The following is a 24770-nucleotide window of genomic DNA, read 5'->3' as shown; positions in this document are numbered from 1 at the left end:
CAAGCGGCGGGAGCGGTCCCGCCCGCGCCCTTCTCGGGCTGGCATGACCCTGGAGTGGAATGGAGGTCGTCGCGAAAGCGGCGGCCTCCATTCGGCTTTCCGGGGGCCCGGGGCGGCGTCATGTCGGGTCCCCGTCGACCCCGTGGGCGCCCCCGGCGACCGCGTGGGCGCGCCTAGACCCCGAACTGCCTGAAGTGGTGGTCGCAGTGCCGCCACCCCCACCGTCCCCAATCGCCCCGGGACATGGGACCGAAGAACGGGTGCACCACGGGAGGCACGTCCGGGAGGGCCGCGAACGAAGCCATGAGCCCCTCCAACCGGGCGCGATCGCGGGCGAACTCGGTGGGCCGTGTGCCATCCCGCTCCTGGTCCGCCTCGCGCATGGTGGGCACGCCACCCTTCGGCCACGGCAGCGGAAGCCGGAGCGCCACCCAGCGGAGCACCGGAGGGGGAAGGGGCGGCTTCCCCTCGGCCGTGGCCGGACGCTGCCCGAGGGACCAGGCGAACGCATCCGAGAGGTGGCAAACGGCCTGATGCGCATCCATGCGGCCCCACTGACGGGGCGCATCGGGCGTCAGGCGCGCCAGGCGCTGGGCCAGCGCGGCGCTGCCGCGGGGGTCGAAGAGCGAACGGGCCATGCTCCCAGGTAGGCGGCCCCGCCGCGGATCGCAATGCGGGAGGCGGTGGAGCCCTCCCCTCGAAGGGGGCGTGGGGTAGCGACGGGCGGCACAGCCCGGGGTGCTCCCCTCGCCCGGAATTTCCCGCCGCCCGAGGGCGGAAGAACTCCCCGACCCGGCCGATCCGCCCGGCGCCGCGCGTCCCGGGCGGAGCGCCGGCACTGCACGCGTAACACGTTGTCCGACCACGTCTTGAAGCCCGCGATCCGAGCGGTGGCGCGGACGCCCCCGCCTGGCCTGCGGCCTGCCTTTCCGGGTCGCCGCGCGGATCCCCCCGTCCGGGGGACGCGGCAGGTCCATCGAGGCGAGGAATCGTGTCGGACGACGCACAGCCGAAGGAAGAGGGACAGGAAGCGGAGGCCCCGCCCAAGAAGGGCAAGGCGCTCCCCCTCCTGCTCATGCTGGTGGGTCTGGGCGCTGGAGGCGCCGCCGGCGTCCTCGTGGTGGGCCCGGCCCTGGCCGCGCCCGGCGGCGGCGACCCCGAGGAGTCCGCCGAAGGCGGATCCTCCGGGGACCACGGCGGGGAGGGCGCCGAGGGCGAAGCGTCCGAGGGCGCTGCCGCGCTCTACCAGCTCCCCAACGTCATCGTGAACCCGGCCGGGAGCCCCTCCCGGTTCCTGCTGGTGGACCTGGCCCTCAAGCTCTCCACCGAGGCGGCCTCCGAGGAGCTCACCGCCCGGGAGGCCGAGGCGCGCGATCGTCTGCTCCAGATCTTCGGGCGTCGCTCCGTGGACCAGCTCTCCGACATCGCGCTGCGCGACAGCCTGAAGGCCGAGGTGGCCGACGCGCTTTCCGAGCTTCTGGAGTCGGGCGACGTGGTGAGCCTCTTCATGCCCCGGTTCGTGATCCAATGAGCGCCGAAGCCGTCGTCGACGAGCGCCCGGAGGATGCGGCCCCCGAGGAGGGCGATCTCCTCCGCTACGACTTCAAGAGTCCGCTCAAGGCCGGTCTCCCGCGCCAGGGTGAGGTCCTCGAGCTCATGGGCGAGTTCGCGGCCGAGTTCGAGGCCTGGCTGGGCTCGCGCTTCCGCGAGTCGGTGCGCGTCTCAATCAACGGCATCGAGCTGGCCCCGTTCCGCATCGTGCGGGAACGGCTACCCAAGCCCTGCTACACCTACCTCTACACGGTCAACGAAGCCGCCGACCGCGTGGCGCTGCTCACGCTGTCGCCGGACTTCTTCTTCTCGGGCATCGAGCGCCTCATGGGAGGCGGAGGCACCCCGGCCCTGATCCAGCGCGCCGCCAGCGAGCTGGAGATCCGGGCCATGGGGCTCGTGATCACGCGCCTGCTCGCCGACTTCACGCGCACCTGGCGCGAGCACGTCCCGCTGAGCTTCGGGCCGCTCGCGTTCGAGTCGGCACCGGAGCTGATGTCGATCGCGACCCGCGAGGATCGCTACTTCGGCGTGCAGCTCACGGTGCGCGGGGAAGCCTGGGAGGGCCAGGCCGACGTCTGGCTGCCCACGCAGGCCATGGACGAATACCTGGCGGCCAGTCCCGACGAGGTGGTGCAGCCCCGCGTGGATCCGGCCATCCAGCAGGACCACGACAACGTGCGCCGCACCCTCATGGGCGCGCACGTGGAGGTGAGCGCCCGGCTCCCGGCGTTCGGGGTTTCGCTCGGCACGCTCGCCCGTCTCACCGAGGGCATGGTCCTGCCGACGCGACTGTCCACCGACGCGCCGATCGAGCTGTGGATCGGCGGACAACGCCGCTTCCTCGGTAGCCCCGGCCGCTCGGGCAAGTCCCTCGCCGTACGCGTCACCGGACCCGCCCCGGCGGGCGGCGGTGGCAAGAACCCACAGACCTGAAGGAACGCACCGTGACCGATCCGACGCCGTCCCCGTCCGCGCCTCCGGCCAAGCCGGCCGCGGCTCCCGCCCCCGAAGCGGCTCCGCACGACTTCGCCGAGATCAAGAACGGCCATGCCACCGGTGGCGAAGCCCACCTGTCGGTGCTCTACGACCTGGACATGCCGGTCTCGGTGGAGCTGGGTCGGACCTCCATGAGCGTGCGGGATCTGCTGCACCTCTCGCGGGGCGCCGTGGTGCAGCTCGATCGACTCGCGGGCGAGCCGGTCGACGTGTTCGTCGGCGATCGCAAGCTGGCCGAAGGCGAGGTGGTGGTGCTGGGTGAGCATTTCGGTGTGCGGCTCACGCGGGTGATCGCCGGCGCGGCCGCTGGGATGGGGCCCGCGTGACCTTCCTGATCCTCACCGCGGGCGCCCTGGCGCTCTGTGGTCTCGCCCTGGTGCTCGCGCGGGTGCTGGCCGGCGCGCGGCGCCGCTTCGGCCCCCGTGGCTATCACGGGCGGGTGCAGGTGCTGGAGCGCGTCGCCGTGGGGCCGCGGCAGGGCGTGGCGGTGGTGCGCATCGACACGCGGCAGTTCGCCGTGGCGGTGGGCGAGGGCGGCGTGCGCATGCTGACGGAGCTCGATCCCGAGGGCGCGATCCCCGCGCTGGACGACGAGGAGTGGCCGGACGACCTGCCGCCCCGCCGTCGGGGCTGGCCCTTGCGCGTGTTGATGCTGGGCGTGGTGATCGGTCTGCTCCTGGTCCACGCGCCCGTCTCGGCGCAGGAGACGGCGACGGGCGGGCTGGGCACCCTGCTGGAGCTGGCCAGCTCGCCGCTGGGCGCAGCCGCGGGCGACGAGTCGCTCCGCCTGGAAGGGCCGGTGGGCGTCGCGGTCTTCCTGGGGCTCATGGCGGTGCTGCCCACGCTGGTGCTGCTCATGACCAGCTTCACCCGCACGCTGATCGTGCTGCACTTCCTGCGACAGGCGTTGGGCACCCAGAGCGCGCCTCCCGGCCAGCTCCTGGCCGCCCTGGCGCTGTTGCTCACCGCGTTCGTGATGGCGCCCACGTTCGACGTCGTCAACCGCGACGCGGTCTCGCCCTGGATGGAGGGCGAGATCGAGCAGGTGGAGATGCTCGACCGGGCCCAGGTGCCGCTGCGCGAGTTCATGCTGGCGCAGACGCGCGAGGCCGACCTCGGTCGCTTCATCGACCTCTCCGCTTCCGACGCGCCCGAGACGCCCGAGGACCTGTCGTTGCCCGTCCTCGTCTCCGCGTTCGTCACGAGCGAGCTGCGCACCGCCTTCCAGATCGGGTTCGTGCTCTACCTGCCCTTCGTCGTCATCGACCTCGTCGTGGCCTCCATCCTCATGAGCATGGGCATGTTCATGCTGCCGCCGGTGATGGTGTCGCTGCCCATCAAGCTGTTGCTGTTCGTGCTGGTCGACGGATGGGGTCTGGTGATCGAAGGCCTGGTCCGGAGCTTCGCGGCATGACGCCTTCGCTCGCGATCGACCTGGCGCGCGACGCCGTGCTGCAGGCGCTGCTGGTGGCAGCTCCCATGCTGCTCGTGGCCGTCGGCGTCAGCCTGGCGGTGAGCGTCTTCCAGGCCGTCACCCAGATCCAGGACCAGACCCTGTCCTTCGTGCCCAAGCTGCTGGCGGCCGTCGGCACGCTGATCGTCGGGCTCTCCTGGATGCTGCAGACGCTCGTCAACTACACGGCCGAGCTCTTCCGCTCGATCCCGAACCTCGGCTGATGGATTCCGGCTTCCTTCCTCCCGCGCTCGCCGGCCTGGCGCCGGGGCTGCTGCTCGCGGCCCGGGTGGGCGGCGTGGTGCTGGTGGCGCCGGTCTACTCGGCGCGCGTGGTGCCGGCGCGGATCCGCGCCGCGCTCGTCATCCTGTTCACCATCCTGCTGCTGCCCACCACCGTCACCGCCGAGGGCGCCCGCTTCGGGCTGGCTACCCTGCTGGAGGAGACGCTGATCGGCGTCCTGGTGGGCCTGGGCGCCGCGGTGTTCGTGGGGGCAGCCGAGGCGGCCGGTGAATGGCTGGCGGTGCAGATCGGCTTGTCCGGCGCCACCACGCTGGACCCGACGTCCTCCATCTCCACGCCCACGCTCGGTCAGCTCCTGAACCTCACCGTGACGGTGCTGCTCCTCACGATGGGGGGGCACCTGGTGATGCTGGAGGCGTTGAGCGCCACCACCGACATCGCGCCCCTGGGATCGGGCTTCGCGGCCGCGCGCGGTCTCGGCATGACGCTGACCGCCGGCACCACCCTCTTCGCGATGGGGATGCGCCTGGCCGCGCCCGTCGTGGCCGTGGTGCTCATCGCCAACGCCGCGCTGGGCGTGCTGGCCCGCACCGCTCCGCAGGTCAACCTGCTGCTCGTCGCCTTCCCGGTGCAGATCGGGATCGGTCTGCTCGTCCTCGCGCTCACGCTGCCCCTGGCCGCCACCACCTTCTCGGGGTGGACCGGCGACTACGAGGCGCTGCTGGGCCGCGTCTTCGGCCCCCTGCCCCGCTAGTCCCATGGCCGACGATCAGGAACGCACAGAGCAAGCGACACCCAAGCGGCGGGAAGACGCCCACCGCAAGGGGCAGGTGCCGCGTAGCCGCGAGCTGCCCACCGCCTTGCTGCTCCTCGCCGGCGCGGTGATCACCGGACCCATGGCCGAGGCGATGGGGCGGGGCCTCGTGGACCTGACCGGCTACACGCTGGCCAACCCGGCGGTGTTCCCGTCCGACGTGCCGAACGTGGCGGTGTGGCTGCGCTCGATCCTGACCGAGATGGTGATGCTCCTGGCTGCGCCCCTCGCCCTCGCCGTGCTGGTCACCGGGGGCACCGGGGCGCTGCAGGCCCGCGGCGTCCTCACCTTCGAGCCGCTGAAGCCGCAGTGGGAGCGCCTGTCGCCGGCCAAGAACGCCAAGCGCATCCTGGGGGTGCAGGCCGTGGCCGAGCTCGCCAAGTCCGTCCTCAAGCTCGGGATCGTGGGTCTGGTGGGGTGGCGCACGTTGCGGGGCAGCACCGAGGACATCTTCGCCCTGGCGCAGCAGTCCCCACTGGGGTTGCTCGCCGTGATCCGCGAGTACGTGCCGCGTCTGCTGCTGTCCACCGGTCTGGTGTTCCTGCTGCTCGCGCTGGCCGACTACGGCTTCCAGGTGTGGCAGCACGAGAAGCAGCTGCGCATGAGCCGCGAGGAGATCCGACGCGAGCGCAAGGAAGCCGAAGGCGATCCGATGGTCAAGACGCGCATGCGTGCGATGGCGCGCGCGATGACGCGCAACCGCATGATCGCCAAGGCGTCCGAAGCCGACGTGGTGGTGACCAACCCGACGCACATCGCCGTTGCGCTCAAGTACGACCCCGAGGTGGCCCCGGCGCCCATCGTGCTGGCCATGGGACAGCGCAAGGTGGCGCAGCGCATCAAGCAGATCGCGCTCGACGCCGGCGTGCCGGTGGTGGAGAACAAGCCGCTGGCGCGCGGACTCTTCGCGAGCGCCAAGGTCGGCTCGGTCATTCCCGCCGAGCTCTACGTGGCGGTGGCCGAAGTGCTGGCCTTCATCTTCCACCAGCGGCAGCGCGCGCGCTCGGAGCAGTACCGTCGTAGCACGCGGAGGCCAGAGGCATGAGCGCCGGTTCCGCCATCCGCATGATCGACCAGGGTTCCTGGAAGCACGCCGAGGTGGGCCTGGCCGGCGCCGTGGTGGCCATCATCGCGCTGCTGGTGGTGCCGCTGCCGCCGGTCGTGCTCGACCTGCTGCTGGTCCTGTCCATCGCGGCCTCGCTGGTCGTGCTGCTGGTTGCGCTGGAGACGCGCCGCGCGCTCGACTTCAGTGTCTTCCCCGCGATGCTGTTGCTGTTCACGCTGTACCGGCTGGCCCTCAACGTCTCCAGCACCCGGCTGATCCTGGGGCGGGGCGAGGCGGGGAAGGTCATCGACGCGTTCGGTAACTTCGTGATCGGCGGCAACTACGCGGTCGGCGTGGTGATCTTCCTCATCCTGATCGCCATCAACTTCGTGGTGATCACCAAGGGTGCGGGCCGTGTGGCCGAAGTGGCCGCGCGCTTCACGCTGGACGCGATGCCGGGACGCCAGATGAGCATCGACGGGGATCTCTCCGCCGGCCTCATCGACGACGTGGAGGCCAAGCGGCGCCGCGAGGAGATCTCGCGGGAAGCGGACTTCTACGGCGCCATGGACGGTGCCGCCAAGTTCGTGCGCGGGGACGCGATCGCGGGGCTGCTCATCACCGCCATCAACATCGTGGGCGGCCTGTTCATCGGGGTGGCCCAGCGCGGGATGCCCGTGGGACGGGCGCTGACCGAATACACGCTGCTCACGGTCGGCGACGGCCTCGTGTCGCAGGTGCCGGCCCTGATCGTCAGCACGGCCGCGGGCATCATGGTCACCCGCAGCGCGGGTGGCCTGCAGATGGGCGACGAGGTGGCCGATCAGCTCAGCACCCACCCCAACGCCATCTGGATGGCGGCGGGCGTGCTGGCCGTGATGGGCCTCATCCCGGGACTGCCGACCCTGCCGTTCTTCGCCCTGGCGGGTGGGACGGCCGCGGTGGCCCGGCTCGCCCAGGAGCGGCGCTCCGACAAGGAGAAGGCCGCGCAGGTCGGACAGGAGAAGAAGCCCGCCAAGACCGAGCCGGAGAACCCCGTGCGGGAGCTCCTGCAGCTCGACCGGGTGGAGCTGGAGGTCGGCTACGCGCTGATCAGCCTCGTGGATCCGAAGAGCGGTGGCGACCTTCTGGACCGCATCAGCCTGCTGCGCAAGCAGGCGGCCCAGGAGATCGGCTTCCTCATCCCGCCCGTGCGGATCCGCGACAACGTCTCCCTGCCGCCCGACGGGTATGCGGTGCGCATCCGCGGCGCCGAGGTGGCCAGAGGCGAGGTCATGCCGCGGCAGCTCCTCGCGCTCGACACCGGCAACGCCAGCCCCATCGAAGGCGTCGAGACCATCGACCCGAGCTTCGGGCTGCCGGCCCGCTGGATCGCGCCCAGCGCGCGTCAGACCGCCGAGTTGCGCGGCTACACGGTGGTAGAGCCGTCCACCGTCGTGGCCACGCACCTGATGGAGATCCTCAAGCGCCACGCCTCCGACCTCCTGACCCGTCAGGACGTGCAGGAGATGGTGGACACGTTGAAGGAGCTCTACCCGGCCCTGGTGGAGAACGTGGTGCCGGAGCGCGTGCCGCTGGGCACGCTGCACCGGGTGCTCCAACGGCTGCTGCGCGAGCGGGTCCCGATCCGCGACCTGGTGACCATCCTGGAGACGCTCGCCGATGCCGCCGAGGTCTCGAAGGATCCGGAGATCCTCACCGAACGGGTCCGCTACGCGTTGGCGAAGGTCATCGGCGATCAGTACGCCGACGAGAAGGGGCGCGTGCGCGGGATCACCGTCGGACCGCGGCTCGAAGCCTCGCTCATGCGGCTGTTCAGCCCCCGCGACGGGAACGCCGGCGCCCTGCTCGATCCCGACACGCTCACCCGCCTGCTCAGCCAGCTCGATCGGTTGGCGCGCACGCCGGGGGGCGACCACCCGCTGATCGCTCCGCCCGGCCTCCGGGTGGGCATCCGCCGTCTCATCGAACCGGTGCTGCCACAGGTGCCGGTGGTCTCGCTGTCCGAGCTGCCTCCGCAGCTCACCGTGAACTCGATCGCGACCTGGGAGCTTCCCGATGCAGCTTGAGATCTTTCGCGGGCTGCACCTCCACGAGGTGCTGGCGCACGCGCGCGCCGCGCTGGGAGACGACGCCGTCATCCTCAGCACCCGCCACTTCCACGACAACGGCACCCGTCAGGTGGAGGTCGTGGTCGTGGCCTCCGAGCGCCTGGGCGCGCTGCTGCGCTCGCTGGACCAGGAATCCGCCGCGTGCGCGCCCGAACGGCACGAGCGCCGGGTCATCGCCCTGGTGGGACCCACCGGCGCGGGCAAGACCACGACGGCCGTGAAGCTGGGCGTGCACCCGCAGGCGTACGGGGACCGCAAGGTCGGCTTCCTGAGCCTGGACACGTTCCGGGTGGCGGCGGTGGAGCAGCTGGGCCGCTACGCCGAGGTGATGGGCGCGCCGCTCGAGGTCGTCTACGGGGACGTGGACATCAAGGACGCGCTGCGCCGCCTGGCGGACTGCGACGTGGTCCTGGTGGACACGCCCGGCCGGGTCACCCAGGCGCGGGCCGGGACGGTCGAATGGGCGGCGTTGCTGGAGGCGCTCGAGCCCGACGAGGTCCACCTGGTGCTTCCGGCGCACATGCGCACGGACGCGGCCGCGGGCTTCCTCGACAGCTACGCCCGCTTCTCTCCCACGCACGTCCTGCCCACCAAGCTGGACGAGGTGCCGGACGAGAGCGTGGCCGCCGAGCTGGCCATCCGCCTGGGTCTGCCTTGCCGCTGGGTCTGCGACGGCCAGGACGTGCCCGCCCACCTCCACCCCGCGCGCTCGCGCCTCCTGCGCACGCTGGGCGTTCCGGATCCGGCGTCCGGGATCGAGAGGGTCGCATGAGCGGGCAGATGGCGTCCCTGCGCACGTTCCTGAACCAGCGCGGTCCCACCGACGCCGCCTCCGACGCGAGCCGCGTGATCGTGGTCGCGGGGGGCAAGGGCGGGGTGGGCACCTCCACGGTGGCCTCGCTCCTGGCGGTGGGTCTGGCGCGTCGCGGCGAGCGAGTGCTCCTCGTGGACGGCTCCCAGGGCTGGTTGCACATGCTGTTCGGGCTCGCCGACGTGCGCGGCCTCGCCGCCGTCCGGGCCGGCACCGCCGCTCCGGCGGACCTGGTCGTGCAGATCCGCGACGGCCTGGATCTGCTCCCGGCGGGGCCGGGCGACGAAGCGCTCCTGCTCGATGCCGGGCCGATGGAGCGACGTGCGCTCGCGCGCAAGCTGGGCGCGCTCTATCCCCGCTACGACGTCGTGTTGATCGATGCGGGCAGCCGCCTGGCCTCCGTGATCGAGGCCTGCGCGCTCGGAGCGGATCGCCTGGTGGCGGTCACGACCGCCGAGCGCCTCGCCGTCGCCTCCGCGTACGCGCTCCTCAAGGCGTTGCGGGGCCGCTATCCGGACCTGCGTCGGCAGCTCGTGGTCAGCCGCGAGGATCCCGACCGCGCCCGCCCCGTGGTGGCCTGCCTCGAGGACGCGGCCGCCCGTTTCGACACCGGGGCCATCGAGCACCTCGGGACCGTGCCGGTCGACGCCCGCCTGGTCGTGGGTCTGGAAGGCACGCGACCGATCCAGCACACCGCACCGGAGGCTCCCGCCGCCCGCGCGGCGATGGAGATGGCCGCCTCCATCCAACATGAACTCCACACCCGCGCCGCAGCAGCCGACGGCGATCGGGTCGTCTCCAGCACGTGAGAAGGATGATGGGACCGTACGCCGATTCCGGTTCGCTGTCCGACCTGGAGCGGAACCGTGAGGTCGAGAAGCACCTCAACCTCGTCTACCACGTGGCGCGCAAGCTGAGCCGCAAGCTGGGAGGCGACATCGAGTTCGAGGAGCTGGTCAGCGCCGGCACGCTGGGGCTGATCGACGCGCTCGAGAAGTTCGACGCCGACCGGGGGCACGCCTTCAGCACGTTCGCGGTGCCCCGCATCCGCGGCGCCATCCTGGACGAAGTGCGCAGGCTCGACCCCGTCCCGCGGTCGATCCGCGACAAGCAGCGCCAGATCGAAGGCGCGCAGGCCGCGCTCGAGCAGCAACTGGAGCGCGCGCCCTCCGACCTCGAGACCGCGAGCGAGATGGGTGTCGATGCGGACACGCTCTTCCGTTGGCGCTCCGAGACCGAGCACACCCTGCAGGTGTCCATCGACAGTCCGGGGCCGGAAGGGGACAGCGCAGCCGGCCGCCCCCAGCGCGACCTGCTCGTGGACGAGGGCGCGGAGGGCGCGGACGAGAGCGTCGACCGCGAACAGCGTCACGCCGTGCTGCTCCGAGAGCTGGAAGGCCTGGAGCCACAGGAGCGCACCGTGCTGGCGCTCTACTACTACGAAGAGCTGAAGCTGCGCGAGATCGGGGACGTCCTCGGTCTGACCGTCTCGCGCATCTCGCAGATCCGCACGGCCGCGCTGGCCAAGCTGCGGACCCGCCTCTCCTTCGCCTGACCGGAGTCGCGAACGATGCGTACCGCCCTGCCGTTCCTCCTGCTCCTGGCTGCCGCGACCCCGGTGCGGGGGGTGGCCGATCAGGACACCGCTGCTCCGCTCCCGTCGGCGCCGGCTTCGTCCGCCGTGGTCGCCGACGCGCTCCGCGAGCGCGCCGTCGGACTGCTCGACGGGTCGGGCCCGGACGAGATCGCGCTGGCCCAGCTCACCCGCGCGGCGCTGCTGGACCCCGATGCGCCCGAGACCTGGAGCGCGCTCCGTCGCGGCGCGGAGCGGATGTCGGGCAGACGCGCCCTCCCGGGACGCCTGGAGGACCTGCTGGCGGAGCACCTGCCGGTCGCCCTCCCGGCCCTGCACGCCGTCGAAGCGGGAGGGCGCGCCCTGGCCGCCCGCTGGCCGGCCTTCCTTTCCGGTCGGGTCGCGGGCGCCGTGGCCGGGCTGGTGGTCCTGTTCGGGAGCCTGGGGTTGATCGTCCGCCGCGGCCGGGCTGCCCGCCGGCCGGTCCACCCGGTCTCGGGCGCCCGGGGTCGGGTCGTCCTGCCCGGAGCGGCGAGCCCCGAGCCCATGCCCACGGTGATCACCGCTCCGGTGGCGGCGCCCGCCCCGACCGCGGTTCCGACCGATCGGGCCGCCTCCGCGGACGAGCAGGCCCTGGTGGCCTGGCTGGCCCGGCGGCGGGCGGGGTCGGGCGGATCTGCCGACCCCGGCATTCTCGCCCGAGCCTGAGCCCGGATGCCACCGATGAAGGCCACACCCCGTAAGCCGTGGTCCGACAAGCGTTTGAGGTGTGGGGACGCCCCTGGCCCGGAGAGGCATGTGCGTTGCCCCGACCGCGGTAGGACCTCTGTGAGGCACAGACCTGGATGAACACCGGACCGATCAAGAACGCCGCCCAGGCGCTCCGCTACTGGGAGCTCCGGCAGCAGACGGCGGCCAACAACCTGGCCAACGTGGGCACGACCGGCTTCAAGGCCGAGCGGGTCTTCGGCGAGGTGCTGCCCGACGGCCGCCTGGCTCCCTCCACCCGCACGGACTTCAGCACGGGTGTGCTCACCCAGACCGGCGCCACGTTCGACCTGGCCCTGGGCGGGGAGGGCTTCCTCGTGGTCAAGACCGACCAGGGGGAGCGTCTCGTCCGTGGGGGCTCCTTCTCGCTCGATCCCCGGGGGCGCCTCGTCGACGAGCGCGGCGACGCCCTGTTGGGTGAGAACGGCGAGATCCTGGTGCCGCCCGGAGACGTCGAGATCGACCGCTCCGGGCAGCTCAAGGTGGACGGTCAGACGCTCGAGCGTCTGCGCGTGGTGACGGTGGCCGATCCCCAGGTGCTCGACCACGCGGGCGAGGGGCGCTTCCTGGCCGCGGAGGACGCGCTCCGGGACATCCCGCCCGACGTGCGCCAGGTCCACCAGGGCCACCTCGAAGAGAGCAACATGAACTCGCTGGACGGTCTCATCGAGACCATCACCATCCAACGCGCCTACGGCTCCGTGGAGCGCGCGATCGGTGAGCTCGACCAGACCCTCCGTACGATCGCCAACGACCTCGCGCGACCGCTCTAGGCGACGCGCCCCTCACCCGAGAGAACCCGACATGGATCCGTCGCTCCGAACCGCCGCTTCCGGAATGATCGCGCAGCAGACGCGCATCGAGGTGATCTCCAACAACCTCGCCAACGTCAACACGACCGGCTTCAAGCGGAGTCGCGCCCACTTCGAGGACCTGCTCTACCAGAACGTGCAGGGCGCCACGACGGTGGACACGGCCGAGGCCGAGACGCTCGCGCCCATGCAGATCGGGCGGGGCACACGGCTCGCTGCCGTGCGGCGCATCGACCTGCAGGGCCCGGTGGAGATCACCGGTCGCCCGCTCGACCTGGCCATCGAAGGCGATGGCTATTTCCAGGTCGAGTTGCCCAGCGGGCGCACCGCCTACACGCGGGACGGCAGCTTCACGCTGTCCGATCGCGGCTCGATCGTGACGAGCAGCGGCTACGCGCTCGTGCCCGGTGTGAACGTCCCGGAGGATGCCGGCACGCTCAGCATCTCGTCCGCGGGCGTGGTGACCTTCACGAGCGGCACCAGCGGTCAGCCGATGGAGATCGGCCGGATCGAGCTCGCGCGCTTCACCAACACCGCCGGCCTCGAAGCGCTCGGTGAGAACCTGCTGGCGGAGACTCCCGCTTCCGGCGCTCCCATCCTGGGCTTTGCACAGGACGAAGGCTACGGACGCATCCTCTCCGGCACGCTCGAGGCGTCGAACGTCGAGATCGTGCAGGAGATGGTGGAGATGATCTCCGCGCTTCGCGCCTACGAGATCGGGTCGCGCGCGCTCGAGTCCAGCGAGCAGATGTCCGAGATCGCGACGCGCCTGGGTCGATGAGCGTCGCCTCCCGCCTCCCTCGGCTCGCCTGCGCGCTCATGTGCGCGGTCGGTGCGAGCCTGCCCGTCGCGCTCGCCGCGCAGGTGGACGCGCTGCCGGACGCCTGGCGTCCGACCGTCGTGCGCGCGCTGGCCGCGCGTCTGGGCGTGGAGGAGGCGCGGGTGGCCCTCGCTCCGGTACGCCTCCCCGCCGGGCGCCCGCTCGACCTACGGGTGGAGCCCACGCTGAAGGGCACGGGGAGCGGGGGCGTCTGGCTGCTCGAGGTCGCCGACACCGCGGGGGCGCGCGTCGGTGTGCAGGTGCGCGCGGGCGTGCGCGTCGCGGTGCCGGTGGCGGCGCGCGACCTCACGCGCGGCGAGGTCCTCGCCGCGACCGACATCGAGTGGCGCGAGGACGTCCAGTACGGTGGCCGGCAGGAGAGCGCCGCCATGCCTGGTTGGGAGGTGGCCCGGACCATCGCCCGCGGAGAGACGCTCCGGCCGCCGTCCGTGCGGCCCGCGCCCGCGGTGCGGTCCGGGGAATCCGTGCAGGTGATCTGGGCCAGCGAGCGCGTACGGCTCTCGCTGGAGGGCGTGGCGCTGGCCACGGCCGGCGCCGGCGAGCCCGTGCGTGTGCGTCTGGCCACCGGCCGACGTGTGCAGGGGATCGCCGAGCCCGGTGGTTCCGTCCGTATCGAAGGAGGTGCCCGATGAGGGCCTCGGTCCGTGTCGTTCCCGTCCTGGTGGTCCTGACGGCGTCCCTCGCGCTGGCGCGCGACGCGCACGCCCAGGATCCACCGACCACGCCGCCGCCCGCGGTGGCGCCTGCGCCACAGCGCACGTTGTCGTCGTGGACGTCCGATCGCCGGGACTTCGGCGTGGGTGACGTGCTGACCGTCTTCGTGGACGAGCGCACGTTCGCGAACGCGCGTGCGGACGAGTACGCCTCCGACGACCGGCGCTTCTCTCGCTCGGCGGCCATCACCCCGATCACGCGGTACGGCGCCATCCTGGACGGGGATCATTCCTCCGACCAGCGCGGGACCGCGCGCCGTGACGAGCGCTTCGTCACCGAGATCAGCGTGCGCGTGGTCGAACGCGGTGAGAACGGTCTGGTCCGGGTCGAAGGGCGCAAGGCCGTGCAGGTGGACGACCACCAGCAGGCCGTGGTGCTGCGCGGCTGGGTGCGCGCGCAGGACATCTCCGGACAGAACATCGTGGACGGCTGGCGCGTGGCGGATCTCGAGATCCTCTACGAATCGAACGGCGAGCTCACGAAGCCTGACAAGGGCATGCTGCAGAAGCTGCTCTCCATCCTCTTCTGACGACGATGAACCTCCGTCCTCTCTTCCTTGCGCTGCTCCTGGCCCTGGCCGCGGCTCCCGTGGCCGGACAGGTGCGGGTGCGCGACCTGCTCCTCCAGGAGCAGGACGTGCCGCGCCGCCTGATGGGCTACGGCCTGGTGGTCGGCCTCGACGGCTCGGGTGACCGCACCATCGGCAATCTGTCGGGCGCTCAGACCGTGCGCTCCGTGGCCAACCTGCTCCGGCGCTTCGACGTCGAGGTGCCGCCCGAGCTCCTGCGCACCCGCAACGTGGCCGCGGTGCTCGTCACCGCCGAGGTCTCCGCCTACCTGCGACCGGGCGGCCGCTTCGAGGTGCAGGTGGCCTCGCTGGGCGACGCCACGTCGCTCCGGGGCGGAATGTTGTGGACCACGCCGCTGGTGGCGGACGCGGGCGGTGCGCCCGTGGCCACCGCCCAGGGGGCCATGGTCATGAGCGACGGTCAGGACAGCCGCAGCGTCTACCCGGTGGAGACCAGCGGGCGCGTGCCCGGCGGAGGGCTCCTGGAGATCGAGTCGCCCGTGCCCGGCTTCGCGACGGCCGGCCGGCTCGTCCTGCGCGAACCCGACCTGGGGACCGCGCTCCGGGTGGCCGAGGCCATCAACGGCGCGGTCGGGGAGGGCACCGTGGCGGTGCTCGACCCGGGCGCGTTGCAGCTCACCCTGCCCGAGGACGGCGCCCCCGGTGTGGCGGCCCTGCTCGGCCAGATCGGCGACCTGCAGGTCACGCCCGACCGCAGCAGCCGGGTCATCATCGACGGGCGCGACGGCACCGTGGTGGCCGGCGGGGGCATGACCGTCGGCGAGGCCGTGGTCAGCCACCGGGGCATCACCCTCACCGTGGTCGGTGGGGGCGTCTCCACGCCGGAGACCGGCCTCGTGGCCGTGGAGCCCGGAACGAGCGTGCAGGAGGTGGCCGCGGCGCTCCAGTCGGTCGGAGCGCCTCCGTCGGCCATCGCCGCCATCTTCCACGCGCTCAAGGACGTGGGCGCCATGACGGGCGAGGTCACGGTCCGATGAGCCTCCTTGCGGGAATCACCGGCGCCGGCGGAACACCGCCCGCCGACGAGCGGGCGCGACTGAAGCAGACGGCCCAGCAGCTCGAGGCGGCCTTCTACGAGCAGATGCTCAAGGCGCTCCGGGCCACCGTGCCCGAGGGCAGCAGCACCTCCCCCGGCTCCCGGCAGGCCGGGGACATGTTCACCGACCTGCTGGACCAGCAGGTCTCGGAGGATCTGGCCGCCCGACAGGGGCCGGCCAGCCTCGGCCAGGCCATCTATCGCCAGCTCGCACGGGACGCGGGGTGGAGCATCAGCGGGCCCGGGGACAGCGGTTCCACGAGCGGAGGGGAGCGATGAGCGGGTCCGGCGGGACGGCGGGACTGGGGCGGCCCCAGGAGGCCCAGCAGCTCGTGGCGGCCATCGAGCGCGAGCGCGCGCTCCTGGACGACCTCAAGAGCGCCCTGGACCGGCAACGGGCGGCCGTGGCCGCCGACGATGTGGAAGGGATCGAGCAGGGGGTGCACGCCGTGCACCGGGTCCTGTTCACCCTGTCCGAGGCGAGCGCGCGCAGGCGGGGGATCGTCCGCATGCTGGGCGGGCGGGAGGACGCCCGCCTGGGTGAGCTGGCGGAGCTCCTGGGAACGGACGCGCCACCCCAGCTCCTGGAGGCGTTGCGCGCCTTGAGCGGGACGGCCGGGGTGGTGCAGGAGGCCCTGGAGCTGACCCGGCAGGTCCTGCGCGGTGCCGCCGAGACCGGAGACGCGCTCATCAAACGGCTGTCGGGCGCCGATACTCCAGGGGACGGCTATCCGGGCGGCGCGACCCGCCGTTCCGGGGCCCTCCTGAACCGAGAGGTCTAGCGTATGCCGGGTACCATCTCCGGACTCCTGTCCGTCGCCCGCTCCGGCCTGCTGGCCAGCCAGCGGTCGGTGGAGGTGGCGAGCAACAACATCGCCAACGCCAACACCCCCGGCTATTCGCGGCAGCGGGCCGACCTGGTCACCGGTCAGCCCGTGCAGCTCGCGACCATCCAACTGGGCACGGGCGTGCGGGTCCTGGACGTGGACCGGGTGCGGGACGGGCTGTTGGACATCGCCTACCGCGATGCCACGTCGGTCGGGTCGGGACACGGACAGCGCCTCTTCGTGCTGGAAGGCATCGAGGCGGCACTGGCCGAGCCCGGCACCAATGGTCTGGGAGCCTCGCTCGATCGCTTCTGGTCCTCGTGGAACGACCTGGCCAACGATCCGACCAGCACGGCGGCGCGACTGGCCGTGCGCGTCGCGGGGCAGGATGTCTCGTCCACGTTCCAGCGGCTGTCGGGCTCGATCGATGAAGCCCGGGGCTCGGCCACGCTGCGCTTGAACGGCATGGTGGACGAGCTCAACCAGCTCACCGCCCAGATCGGGGACCTCAACACCCGGATCCTCGCCGCGGAATCGAGCGGCGGGACCGCCGCGGTGCTGCGCGACTCGCTGGACAATGCCATCGACCGCATCGCCACCATCAGCGGCGTGCAAGTGGTGCAGCGCTCGGACGGGACGGCGGCGGTGCACCTGAACGGGAGCGCCCTGGTCGATGGTGGAGTGGCACGCGCGCTCAGCGTCACGTCGGGCCCGCCGCTCGGGCTGGCCCTGCCCGGCGGAACGCCGGTGACGCCGCCGGCGTCGGGCGCGCTGGGTTCGCTGCTCCACGCCGTCAACGTGGAGCTGCCGGGCCTGCAGGCGGACCTGGACGCCATGGCGGCGGCCGTGGTGTCGGCCGTCAACACGGTGCACCAGACGGGCACCAACCCCAACGGCAACACCGGCGTGGATTTCTTCGATCCTGCCGGGGTGACGGCCCGCACCATCGGGCTCTCGGCCGCCGTGCTGGGGGACGTGCAGGAGATCGCGGCGGGCACGCCCGACGGAACCGGCCTCTACCAAGCCGGTCAGAACGACGTGGCCCTGGCGCTGGCCGCGGTACGCGATCAAGCCCAGGCAGGCCTCGGCGGCATCAGCGTGACGGAGGCCTACGGGAACTACGTCTCCGACATCGGCGCGCGCGTCGCCTCGACGCGCACCGGGCAGGCCGCGCAGGAGAGCCTGCAGCTCCAGGCGGACATCCGCCGTTCGGAGGTGAGCGGGGTCTCCCTGGACGAGGAGATGGTGGACCTGGTGCGCTTCCAGGCCGCCTATCAGGCGTCCGCGCGCATGGTCACCGTCGCCGACGAGATGATCGGGACCCTCCTGCAGATGGTCTGACGCCGCGCGCGAAGCGCGGCGCTCGTACGTTCGCAGAGGGCACCGTCCCAGGTGTCGTCCCCCGCTGCGCTCCGCTCACCGCCCGGTCGGCTCCGCCAGCGTTCTCAGCCACGCCACCACCTCCGGGCGGTCCCATTCGGCCTCGCCATGGCGCACGTGCGCGATGCGCCCCTCGCGGTCGACCACCCACGTGGTGGGGATGCCGCGCAGCGGGAACGCCGGTGGCGCCCGTTGCTCCTCCACATAGAACGGCAGCGCGTACGAACGCGAGCGCAGGAACCGGCGCGCGCTGGCCTCGCTCTCGGCCGCCACCGCCAGGAACGCCACGTCGTGTTCGCGCAGTGCGTCCTGGAGCCGTTCGATGCTGGCCAGCTCGCGCACGCACGGCGTGCACCACGATGCCCACAGGTTGATGAAGAGCACCCGACCCCGGAACGCCTCCAAGGTGAGCGTCCCGCCGTCCAGCGCCCGCAGCGTCCACCCGTAGTCGGCGCGCGGGAGATCGGCCGGCGTCGTCTGGGCGGCCGCGCGCGCCGGCACGAGCGCACAGGCCAGGATCAGCCACGTGCGCGCGCTCAGCGGGCCACCCCGTATCGGAGGCCCAGGCGCAGGGAACGACCACGGAGCGGGCCGTAGACGTAGGACGTGTCGAACGCGTCGCCGAAGGGGCGTTCCGGATCCACGAGCGGGCTCGGCTGCACGTGGTCGAGCACGTTGGCGATCGCGAGGTAGAGCTCGGACTCCTGCGGTAGTCGCCACGCGAGCCGCACGTCGTGCAGCGCGAAGGTGGGAGAGCGCTCCGGCCGTTCGAAGGGGGCCGGATACGAAGGCAGTCGCATCGGTCCGGTCACCGTCGCCGAGTAGTCGAGGGTCAGCGGCAGAGAGCGCAGCGCCAGCGTGGCGCTGGCCACGCCGCGCAGCTCGGGCGCGAACAGCTCACGCGCACGCGCGCCGTCGGGCGCGACCTGGAAGACGTCCTGCCAGGTGACGCCGAACGAGTAGAGGAAGCGGTCGAAGCCCACGTTCTGGTTCAGCGCCAGCGAGACCCCGCGGCTGATCGCGTGTCCGTCCAGGTTGCCGTACACGATCAGGTCGGGATCCCGATCGTAGTCCGGGACGATCTTGTTGGAGAAGCGCGTGTGGAAGAGATCCAGGTCGATCATCATGGGATGGGGTCCCATCTCCACGACCTGGTTCAGGTTCAGCGTCACGCTGCGGGAGCGCTCCGGGGCGAGCGCGTCCTCCAGCACCACGTCCCGAGCGCCCGTCAGCGCTGCGTGGTCCTCCGTGAAGACGCTGACCACACGGAAGCCGGTCCCGGCGTTGAGGCGCACGGCCGTGTGCTCCCACGGTTCCCACTTCGCCGCCACGCGTGGAGAGAGGATGGTCCCGTGCTCCGCGTGCCGGTCGACGCGCAGGCCGGCCAGCAGCGACAGCCGGTCCCACCGCACCTCGTCCTGGACCAGCAGACCCGGTACGACCCGGCGCTCGGCGCGCGCCGTCGCGGGCGTGTCGTCGTCGTAGTGGAGGTGGCGCAGCGTCAGGCCCGCCAGCAGGTCGTGCCGGCCGGGGCTCGCGCTCCACAGCGCGTTGAGCAGCGCGGTGCGCTGGTCGGCCTGGAAGGGCGTCGCACCGTAATAGCTGTCCTGGGTGTGCAGCGTGAACGAGCCCTCGACGCGCAGGGAGGGCAGGGGTCCCGGGTGCCAGGTGCCGAGCAGCTCCATCCGTCCGGTGCGGATGGACTCGCCATAGACGCTGTCGCTCCCTCGATGTGTGGGCGTGAAGCCCTCGACCCCGCCGAAGCGCTCCTCGAAGAACGCGCGGGCCGTGAGCGCACCCCGGGGCCGGCCGTCCCGGTGCAGGTCCGCCTTGGCGAACAGCACGGCCCGTCGTTCGAGCGGAAAGTCGCTGAAGCCGTCGTCGTTGTCGTCCACGTAGCGGCCGTCGTAGGCCACGTTGCCGCTGAACAGGGCGCTCAGCTCCCCCGGCTCGGTCGTGAAGGCGAAATCGAGGTTGGCCTCGGCATCGTCGCTGGCCGAGGCGTCCACGGACCACCGGGGCGCGAAGCGCGGATCCTTGGTCACCACGTTCACCACGCCGGCCATCGCCTCGGAGCCGTAGAGCGTGGAGGAGGGGCCCTTCACGATCTCCACCTGCTCGATGAGGGACGGATTGATGCCGTTCAGACCGTAGACGGACGCCAGCGCACCCATGATGGGCATCCCGTCGATCAGGACCGCCGTATACGGTCCGGCCATCCCGTGGATGCGGATGCCGTTCGTGTAGCACACCCCGCAATCCAGCTGGGTGGCCACGCCGTTCACGTGTCGCAGGGCTTCGGTGAGGTTGTTGGTGGCGCTCCGAGCGAGCACCGCGGCGGGGATCACCTCGACCTTCACCGGGGAGGCCGCGACCGAGACGCGCTTCATGGTGCCCGTGACGGTCAGGGCATCGAGCGCCACCGGATCGGGACGCAGGACCACCACGAGGTCGTCCGCGGCCGGGACATCCACGCGGCGCTCGGTGACGCCGAAGCCGGGCGCCGAGACGACCAGCATGAGCGTGCCGCGCTGGAGCCCGGCCAGGCGGAAGCGCGCGTCCGCATCGGCCACGACCTGCGATCCGGCCGCGGCGACCGTCGCCCAGGGGATGGGCCGCCCGTCCTCCTGGAGCACGCGACCGCGCAGCTCCTCCGTCTGGGCCGCCGCCGGGGCGGCGCCGCCGAGGAGAAGCGCGAGCAGCGTGCCTACGCTCGCGCGCAGGCGATGAGGGGAGTCGATCATGGAAAGGCCCGGGCCTCGGGTCGTCGATTAGGCTTAGCTAAATACAGTGTAATTAGCCATGCCTAAATCATCAACCCGGGCGGCGGCCCCGGAGGTGGGGTCCCGGCACAGGCGTCGACGCTGCAGGTCGGGCGGACGGGCTGGGTGCCCGCGAGCCCGCCGATCCGGTCAGCGCGAGGTCGGCAGCGTCAGCCGGTACCCGCCGTCCGCAAGCGCATCCAGCGCTCCCCCGTCGCGGGCCCACCGATCCCGGAAGGCCGCGAGGCTGGTGGGGTCGACCGTGGGTGGCGGGGTGTCCAGCCAGGGCGAAAGGCCCCAGTCCTGACGGGCGCCCGACGGCGCTTCGATCCGCACGACCACCGTGTCGCCGTCCCGGGACCCCGACACCCGCACCCGGTCGCGCCCTTCCCCGAACGCGTGGCGCGCCGTGGCGGCGACCAGCAGCAGCAGGCTCTGCATCAGGAGGTTCCGGTCCACGCGCACCGCGGGTAGACCGGCGTCCAGCGCGGACTCGAGCTCGATGGCGCGCAGGCCATGGTGGTAGCGGGCCAGCTCCAGGGCCTCGGCCACGGACGGCTCCAGCGCGGTGCTGCGCAGGCCCTGCCCCTCGTGGCGCGGAAGCACCCGCAGCAGGTTCGCGAGCCGGACCAGCCGCTCGGACTCGCGCTCGATCTCGCCGACCACGAAGCCGGCCCGCATCGAGTCACGGTTGGCCAGGTGGGCGATGCTCGCGAAGGCGGAGGCGCGCCCGCCCAGCTCGTGACAGAAGCCCGCCAGCAGGCCGTCCGACAGGGACTGCCAGGCCGGGGTGCCGCCCACGGGATCGCCCGCGGCCGGCATCGATTCCATCTCCCGCTCCTTCTGCACCCTCACCCGGCCATCTCCTGCGCCATGATCCCCTGCTTCTCCAGGTAGGCGATCACCGCCTGCCCCTCCCGCTCGATCGCCGCGGCCAGCTGTGTGGCCTCCTCGAAGGCGCTGTTGCGCCCGGCGATCTCGATCTCCTTGAGCAGCGCGGCCAGCGTATGCGCACCGATGGTGGCCGCGGCCGATTTCAGCGAGTGCGCGGTCGCGGCCACCTGGGCGCCGTTGCCGCGCCCGATGGCATCCTGGAGCGCGCCGATCCGCCCCGGCGCGTCCCCGGCGAACACCCCGAGCGTCGTGGCCACCCGGTCCTCGAGGCCCACCTCCGCCATGGTGGCGCGGAAGGAGGCGAGGTCCACGGGCGGCGTGCCGTCGTCGCTGACCGGTGCCTCCGCTGCAGGCTCGTCGTCCTGGGACGCCGCCAGGGCCGCGCCCATCGCTCCCCAGCCCTCCACGGCCGCGAACAGCTCGTGCGGCTTGAAGGGCTTGGAGACGAAGGCGTTCATGCCGGCCTCGAGGCACTGGGTGCGCTCGTCGTTCAGCGCGTGCGCGGTCAGCGCCACGATGGGCAGGTCCTGCAGCGTGGGATCCTCGCGCATCAGCTTGGTGGCGGTGATGCCGTCCATCTCCGGCATCTGCACGTCCATGAGCACCACGTGGTACCGGCCGGCACGTACCGCGTCGACCGCGAGCCGTCCGTTCTCCACGACATCCACCGTGTGTCCGCGCTTGCGCAGCAGCCCCGCCGCGACCTGCTGGTTCACGGGATTGTCCTCGACGAGCAGGATGTCGAGCCGATCCCGCACCTCGTCGATGGTGTGACGCGTGATCAGCTCGCGCCGTTCCCCCGCTTCGCCGGCGCTCTCCATCACGGTGGCCGCCACGCGCAGCAGCTCATGCCGCGCGACCGGCTTGGGCAGATAGCCCAGGATGCCGAGGTCGCGACAACGCTGACCGTCGCCGTGCATCCCGGCGGAGGTCAGCATGATGATCTGCGTCTCGCCCAGCGTCTCGTCGTCGCGGATGGCGCGCGCCAGGTCGAAACCGGTCATGCCCGGCATGTTGGCGTCGAGGATCAGCAACCGGTACGGCTCCCCCGCCTCGGCGGCGCGCCGTACGCGCGTGAGCGCGCTGGCGCCGTCCTGCACTTCGTCGACGTCGGCTTCCGCATCGCGCATGACCCGGGTGACGAGACCGCGGCTGCGGTCGCTGTCGTCCGCCACCAGCACGCGCACGTCGGCGAGCGACCGGGGGCGACGGCGCGCGACCGGGCTCGTGCGTCGCTCGTCGATGCGCAGCGGCACCTCGAACAGGAAGCTGGAGCCGGTCCCCGGCGTGCTGCGCACGCTGATCTCGCCGCCCATCTTCTCGACGAGTCTGCGGGCGATGGCCAGGCCGAGGCCCGTCCCTCCGTACCGACGCGTGTAGGACAGCTCCGCCTGGGAGAAGTCGTTGAAGACCTGGTCGATCTTGTCGGAGGGGATCCCGATGCCCGTGTCCTGCACGGTGAACACGACGCGAGCCCGGTCGCCGAGGGACGAGACGAGCTGCACCGTCACGATGACCTCGCCCTCGTCGGTGAACTTGACCGCGTTGCCGACGAGGTTGGTGAGCACCTGGCGCACGCGGCCGGCGTCGCCCAGCACGCGGCGCGGGACGTCCGGGGCGACGTCGTAGAGCACTTCGACGCCCTTGGTCGAGGCCTCGATCGCCAGCAGCCGCACGGTGCCGTCCACCAGCGACGGCAGATCGAAGGAGATCTCCTCCAGGTCGACGCGTCCGGCCTCGATCTTGGAGAAGTCGAGGATCTCGTTGATGACCCGCAGCAGCGATTCGGCCGACCCGTGGATCAGCTCGGCGGAGCGGCGCTGCTCGGCGCTCAGCTCCGTGTCCAGCAGGAGCTCCGTCATCCCGATCACGCCGTTCATCGGGGTGCGGATCTCGTGGCTCATGTTGGCCAGGAAGGTGCTCTTGGCCTGCGCGGCGCGCTCCGCCAGCTCCCGGGCCTCCTCCAGCGCGCGGCGCGCGGCAGCGCGCTCGCTCACGTCGCGGGCGGTGCCGTGCGCACCGGCCACCCGTCCGCTCTCGTCGCGGATGACGCGGCCGGAGAAGCTGAGGTGGCGGGGCGATCCGTCCAGCGCGAGATGTACGGTCTCGTAGTCGGTGAGCTCGGCACCCGCCACCAGGTCGGCGAAGGCGCGGCTGTCGGGTCGGAGGCGCTCGGGATCGCAGCGCTCCAGGGCCGGTCGCCCGATCATCTGGTCCCGGGGCAGGCCGTAGATCTTCTCGGCTGAAGCGTTCAGGAAGGTCCAACGACCCTGGGCGTCGAGACTCCACACCATGTCCGACGACGATTCCACCAGGTCGCGGTACTTCCGCTCCGTCTCCCGCACCGCGCGCCGGGCACGCCGCTCCGCAGTGCGATCCTCGTAGAGCACGAGGACGTTCTCGCCATCGGCGTGCGTCACCGGTGCCGCCGCCACGTACAGGTCCAGCAGCCGTCCGTCCTTGCTGCGCCGCTCCAGCGTGGTGGAGACCGTCTCCCCCCGGCTCACCCGGCTCGTCAGGGCGCGGGCGGAGCCGCGCTCTCCTTCGGGCGTGATGAGCTCGTCCAGCTCGGCGCCGATCACCTCGTCGGCCGGATATCCGAACAGACGCTCGAAGGCCGGGTTGACCGCGATGACGGTCCCATCCGGCCGCAGGGCGGCCACCGCCGTGGGCGTGGCGGCGAAGAGCGCGCCGTAGAACGCCCGTTCCCGCTCCGCCCCGGCTTCGCTGATCTCGAGGCGCTTGCCGGTGAGCACCGCATCGACGAGCGCTTCGTGGAAGCGGACGTAGAGGGTGTGGAGAACGACGATGCAGATCCCGATGAGCGCCAGCCCCGTCAGCTGCGGGCGATCCATGCCGTTGAGCAGGGTGGCCGCGGCGAGGGGCAGGAGCAGGGAGGACAGCACGCCCACGAACGCCACCCGGTGGGCGGCCAGGGAGGACATGGCGCCCGCGAGCAGGCCGGCAGCGATGGCCGTGAACAGGCCGAGCTCCACCATGGTCAGCGACCGCGCGAACCACAGCGGGCCCAGGCTCCAGGTCAAGGCGCCCGCGACGGCGCAGACCAGGGTGCGGCGGAAGACCTGCGCGTCGCTTCCCGATCCCGTCCGCAGGTCCCGCCGGACCAGCAGGCGGACCACGGACACGACCCCGACGAGGGTGAACCAGGCGGCCAGTTGCGTGCCCGGGACGAGCGGCCAGAGCAGGAAGACGGCGAGGCCGCTGAGGAGGACGTACGCCAGCTCCGGGAGATAGCTCTCGCGGCGGAGGTGCGTGGCGAGCTCGTGCTGGAGCCCGGCTTCCACGTCCGGAAGCTCGTTGATGGCCAAGACCGGTCCTCGGGTTGGTCGAGCGCGGGAGTGATACGGTCCACCGCATGAGCAGAAAGCGTACCCGGGCGGGTCCACCGACCACAAGTCCTTGACATAGGTGTAGTTATCCTAGGAATACCCTTCCGCATCCAACCGTATGCGGAGGATTGCGCGACGCCCGTTCTGCCGTATGCGGCAAGGGGTTTCACCGTGTGCCACGGGCGCGGCGCGCAAGG

At 71.9% G+C, this 24770-nt stretch carries 25 protein-coding genes; 20 read left to right on the top strand and 5 right to left on the bottom strand.

The genetic code is table 11. The features are described 5' to 3' along the window. Positions 1-173: 173 nt before the first annotated feature. Positions 174-638 carry a hypothetical protein gene (locus tag R3E98_15225; protein ID MEZ4424761.1) on the bottom strand — a complete coding sequence of 155 codons (465 nt, stop codon included), beginning with the start codon at positions 636-638 and terminating at the stop codon, positions 174-176. Between the two features lie 353 nt (positions 639-991). On the opposite strand from R3E98_15225, the gene R3E98_15220 reads away from it, so the two are divergent. From R3E98_15220 to flgK, 20 genes are all read left to right on the top strand, one after another. Then, positions 992-1531: a flagellar basal body-associated FliL family protein gene (locus R3E98_15220; GenBank protein MEZ4424760.1), complete on the top strand. Its 540-nt coding sequence runs from the start codon at positions 992-994 to the stop codon at positions 1529-1531. Further along, entirely contained in the window at positions 1528-2487 is a 960-nt protein-coding gene (locus tag R3E98_15215) for a FliM/FliN family flagellar motor switch protein (protein MEZ4424759.1), read from the top strand. The genes R3E98_15220 and R3E98_15215 overlap by 4 nt, the downstream gene beginning before the upstream one ends. 11 nt (positions 2488-2498) lie before the next feature. Further along, entirely contained in the window at positions 2499-2876 is a 378-nt protein-coding gene (gene fliN / locus R3E98_15210; protein ID MEZ4424758.1) for a flagellar motor switch protein FliN, read from the top strand. Next, positions 2873-3964: a flagellar type III secretion system pore protein FliP gene (fliP, locus tag R3E98_15205; GenBank protein ID MEZ4424757.1), complete on the top strand. Its 1092-nt coding sequence runs from the start codon at positions 2873-2875 to the stop codon at positions 3962-3964. Before fliN ends, fliP begins: the two co-directional genes overlap by 4 nt. Continuing rightward, positions 3961-4227 carry a flagellar biosynthesis protein FliQ gene (gene fliQ / locus R3E98_15200; protein MEZ4424756.1) on the top strand — a complete coding sequence of 89 codons (267 nt, stop codon included), beginning with the start codon at positions 3961-3963 and terminating at the stop codon, positions 4225-4227. The genes fliP and fliQ overlap by 4 nt, the downstream gene beginning before the upstream one ends. Continuing rightward, positions 4227-5000 carry a flagellar biosynthetic protein FliR gene (gene fliR / locus R3E98_15195; GenBank protein ID MEZ4424755.1) on the top strand — a complete coding sequence of 258 codons (774 nt, stop codon included), beginning with the start codon at positions 4227-4229 and terminating at the stop codon, positions 4998-5000. Before fliQ ends, fliR begins: the two co-directional genes overlap by 1 nt. A 4-nt stretch (positions 5001-5004) precedes the next feature. After that, positions 5005-6105, top strand: a complete 1101-nt coding sequence (locus tag R3E98_15190; protein MEZ4424754.1) for an EscU/YscU/HrcU family type III secretion system export apparatus switch protein — start codon at positions 5005-5007, stop codon at positions 6103-6105. Beyond that, a complete protein-coding gene (gene flhA / locus R3E98_15185) occupies positions 6102-8174 on the top strand; it encodes a flagellar biosynthesis protein FlhA (GenBank protein MEZ4424753.1) in 2073 nt (690 codons plus the stop codon). Before R3E98_15190 ends, flhA begins: the two co-directional genes overlap by 4 nt. Further along, a complete protein-coding gene (locus R3E98_15180) occupies positions 8164-8988 on the top strand; it encodes a hypothetical protein (GenBank protein MEZ4424752.1) in 825 nt (274 codons plus the stop codon). Before flhA ends, R3E98_15180 begins: the two co-directional genes overlap by 11 nt. Further along, positions 8985-9836, top strand: coding sequence for an AAA family ATPase (locus R3E98_15175; protein ID MEZ4424751.1), 852 nt, complete (start codon positions 8985-8987; stop codon positions 9834-9836). The genes R3E98_15180 and R3E98_15175 overlap by 4 nt, the downstream gene beginning before the upstream one ends. Positions 9837-9841: 5 nt before the next feature. Beyond that, positions 9842-10582 carry a FliA/WhiG family RNA polymerase sigma factor gene (locus R3E98_15170; protein MEZ4424750.1) on the top strand — a complete coding sequence of 247 codons (741 nt, stop codon included), beginning with the start codon at positions 9842-9844 and terminating at the stop codon, positions 10580-10582. A gap of 15 nt (positions 10583-10597) precedes the next feature. Continuing rightward, positions 10598-11308, top strand: a complete 711-nt coding sequence (locus R3E98_15165; GenBank protein ID MEZ4424749.1) for a hypothetical protein — start codon at positions 10598-10600, stop codon at positions 11306-11308. A 137-nt stretch (positions 11309-11445) separates the two neighbouring features. Then, a complete protein-coding gene (locus tag R3E98_15160; protein MEZ4424748.1) occupies positions 11446-12141 on the top strand; it encodes a flagellar hook-basal body complex protein in 696 nt (231 codons plus the stop codon). A 31-nt stretch (positions 12142-12172) separates the two neighbouring features. Next, positions 12173-12961: a flagellar basal-body rod protein FlgG gene (gene flgG / locus R3E98_15155; GenBank protein ID MEZ4424747.1), complete on the top strand. Its 789-nt coding sequence runs from the start codon at positions 12173-12175 to the stop codon at positions 12959-12961. After that, positions 12958-13653, top strand: coding sequence for a flagellar basal body P-ring formation chaperone FlgA (flgA, locus tag R3E98_15150; protein MEZ4424746.1), 696 nt, complete (start codon positions 12958-12960; stop codon positions 13651-13653). The genes flgG and flgA overlap by 4 nt, the downstream gene beginning before the upstream one ends. Then, entirely contained in the window at positions 13650-14264 is a 615-nt protein-coding gene (locus R3E98_15145) for a flagellar basal body L-ring protein FlgH (GenBank protein MEZ4424745.1), read from the top strand. Before flgA ends, R3E98_15145 begins: the two co-directional genes overlap by 4 nt. A gap of 5 nt (positions 14265-14269) precedes the next feature. Next, positions 14270-15301 carry a flagellar basal body P-ring protein FlgI gene (locus R3E98_15140; protein ID MEZ4424744.1) on the top strand — a complete coding sequence of 344 codons (1032 nt, stop codon included), beginning with the start codon at positions 14270-14272 and terminating at the stop codon, positions 15299-15301. Continuing rightward, complete coding sequence (locus tag R3E98_15135; GenBank protein MEZ4424743.1) at positions 15298-15639, top strand: rod-binding protein; 342 nt, start codon at positions 15298-15300, stop codon at positions 15637-15639. The genes R3E98_15140 and R3E98_15135 overlap by 4 nt, the downstream gene beginning before the upstream one ends. Next, entirely contained in the window at positions 15636-16142 is a 507-nt protein-coding gene (flgN, locus tag R3E98_15130) for a flagellar export chaperone FlgN (GenBank protein MEZ4424742.1), read from the top strand. Before R3E98_15135 ends, flgN begins: the two co-directional genes overlap by 4 nt. A gap of 3 nt (positions 16143-16145) precedes the next feature. Then, the gene (flgK, locus tag R3E98_15125; protein MEZ4424741.1) at positions 16146-17528 is read left to right on the top strand and encodes a flagellar hook-associated protein FlgK; all 1383 of its coding nucleotides are present in this window, start codon (positions 16146-16148) and stop codon (positions 17526-17528) included. 75 nt (positions 17529-17603) lie between these two features. On the opposite strand, the gene R3E98_15120 is transcribed toward flgK, so the two are convergent. From R3E98_15120 to R3E98_15105, 4 genes are all read right to left on the bottom strand, one after another. Beyond that, positions 17604-18068, bottom strand: coding sequence for a TlpA disulfide reductase family protein (locus tag R3E98_15120; GenBank protein ID MEZ4424740.1), 465 nt, complete (start codon positions 18066-18068; stop codon positions 17604-17606). 35 nt (positions 18069-18103) lie between these two features. After that, complete coding sequence (locus R3E98_15115; GenBank protein ID MEZ4424739.1) at positions 18104-20311, bottom strand: TonB-dependent receptor; 2208 nt, start codon at positions 20309-20311, stop codon at positions 18104-18106. 168 nt (positions 20312-20479) lie between these two features. Beyond that, complete coding sequence (locus R3E98_15110) at positions 20480-21184, bottom strand: hypothetical protein (GenBank protein ID MEZ4424738.1); 705 nt, start codon at positions 21182-21184, stop codon at positions 20480-20482. After that, positions 21181-24552: a response regulator gene (locus R3E98_15105; GenBank protein MEZ4424737.1), complete on the bottom strand. Its 3372-nt coding sequence runs from the start codon at positions 24550-24552 to the stop codon at positions 21181-21183. The genes R3E98_15110 and R3E98_15105 overlap by 4 nt, the downstream gene beginning before the upstream one ends. Positions 24553-24770 lie beyond the last annotated feature (218 nt).

The organism is Gemmatimonadota bacterium, from assembly GCA_041390125.1.
GTDB lineage: Bacteria > Gemmatimonadota > Gemmatimonadetes > Longimicrobiales > Gaopeijiaceae > JAGQIF01.
This window is presented reverse-complemented; position numbering and strand designations above follow the sequence as displayed.

What these genes read in the sequence shown, in the direction of transcription:
- R3E98_15225 (MEZ4424761.1), bottom strand. Translation starts at nt 638, where the DNA reads ATGGCCCGTTCGCTCTTCGACCCCCGCGGCAGCGCCGCGCTGGCCCAG.
- R3E98_15215 (MEZ4424759.1), top strand. Translation starts at nt 1,528, where the DNA reads ATGAGCGCCGAAGCCGTCGTCGACGAGCGCCCGGAGGATGCGGCCCCC.
- fliQ (MEZ4424756.1), top strand. Translation starts at nt 3,961, where the DNA reads ATGACGCCTTCGCTCGCGATCGACCTGGCGCGCGACGCCGTGCTGCAG.
- fliR (MEZ4424755.1), top strand. Translation starts at nt 4,227, where the DNA reads ATGGATTCCGGCTTCCTTCCTCCCGCGCTCGCCGGCCTGGCGCCGGGG.
- R3E98_15190 (MEZ4424754.1), top strand. Translation starts at nt 5,005, where the DNA reads ATGGCCGACGATCAGGAACGCACAGAGCAAGCGACACCCAAGCGGCGG.
- flhA (MEZ4424753.1), top strand. Translation starts at nt 6,102, where the DNA reads ATGAGCGCCGGTTCCGCCATCCGCATGATCGACCAGGGTTCCTGGAAG.
- R3E98_15180 (MEZ4424752.1), top strand. Translation starts at nt 8,164, where the DNA reads ATGCAGCTTGAGATCTTTCGCGGGCTGCACCTCCACGAGGTGCTGGCG.
- R3E98_15175 (MEZ4424751.1), top strand. Translation starts at nt 8,985, where the DNA reads ATGAGCGGGCAGATGGCGTCCCTGCGCACGTTCCTGAACCAGCGCGGT.
- R3E98_15170 (MEZ4424750.1), top strand. Translation starts at nt 9,842, where the DNA reads ATGATGGGACCGTACGCCGATTCCGGTTCGCTGTCCGACCTGGAGCGG.
- R3E98_15165 (MEZ4424749.1), top strand. Translation starts at nt 10,598, where the DNA reads ATGCGTACCGCCCTGCCGTTCCTCCTGCTCCTGGCTGCCGCGACCCCG.
- R3E98_15160 (MEZ4424748.1), top strand. Translation starts at nt 11,446, where the DNA reads ATGAACACCGGACCGATCAAGAACGCCGCCCAGGCGCTCCGCTACTGG.
- flgG (MEZ4424747.1), top strand. Translation starts at nt 12,173, where the DNA reads ATGGATCCGTCGCTCCGAACCGCCGCTTCCGGAATGATCGCGCAGCAG.
- flgA (MEZ4424746.1), top strand. Translation starts at nt 12,958, where the DNA reads ATGAGCGTCGCCTCCCGCCTCCCTCGGCTCGCCTGCGCGCTCATGTGC.
- R3E98_15145 (MEZ4424745.1), top strand. Translation starts at nt 13,650, where the DNA reads ATGAGGGCCTCGGTCCGTGTCGTTCCCGTCCTGGTGGTCCTGACGGCG.
- R3E98_15140 (MEZ4424744.1), top strand. Translation starts at nt 14,270, where the DNA reads ATGAACCTCCGTCCTCTCTTCCTTGCGCTGCTCCTGGCCCTGGCCGCG.
- R3E98_15135 (MEZ4424743.1), top strand. Translation starts at nt 15,298, where the DNA reads ATGAGCCTCCTTGCGGGAATCACCGGCGCCGGCGGAACACCGCCCGCC.
- flgN (MEZ4424742.1), top strand. Translation starts at nt 15,636, where the DNA reads ATGAGCGGGTCCGGCGGGACGGCGGGACTGGGGCGGCCCCAGGAGGCC.
- flgK (MEZ4424741.1), top strand. Translation starts at nt 16,146, where the DNA reads ATGCCGGGTACCATCTCCGGACTCCTGTCCGTCGCCCGCTCCGGCCTG.
- R3E98_15115 (MEZ4424739.1), bottom strand. Translation starts at nt 20,311, where the DNA reads ATGATCGACTCCCCTCATCGCCTGCGCGCGAGCGTAGGCACGCTGCTC.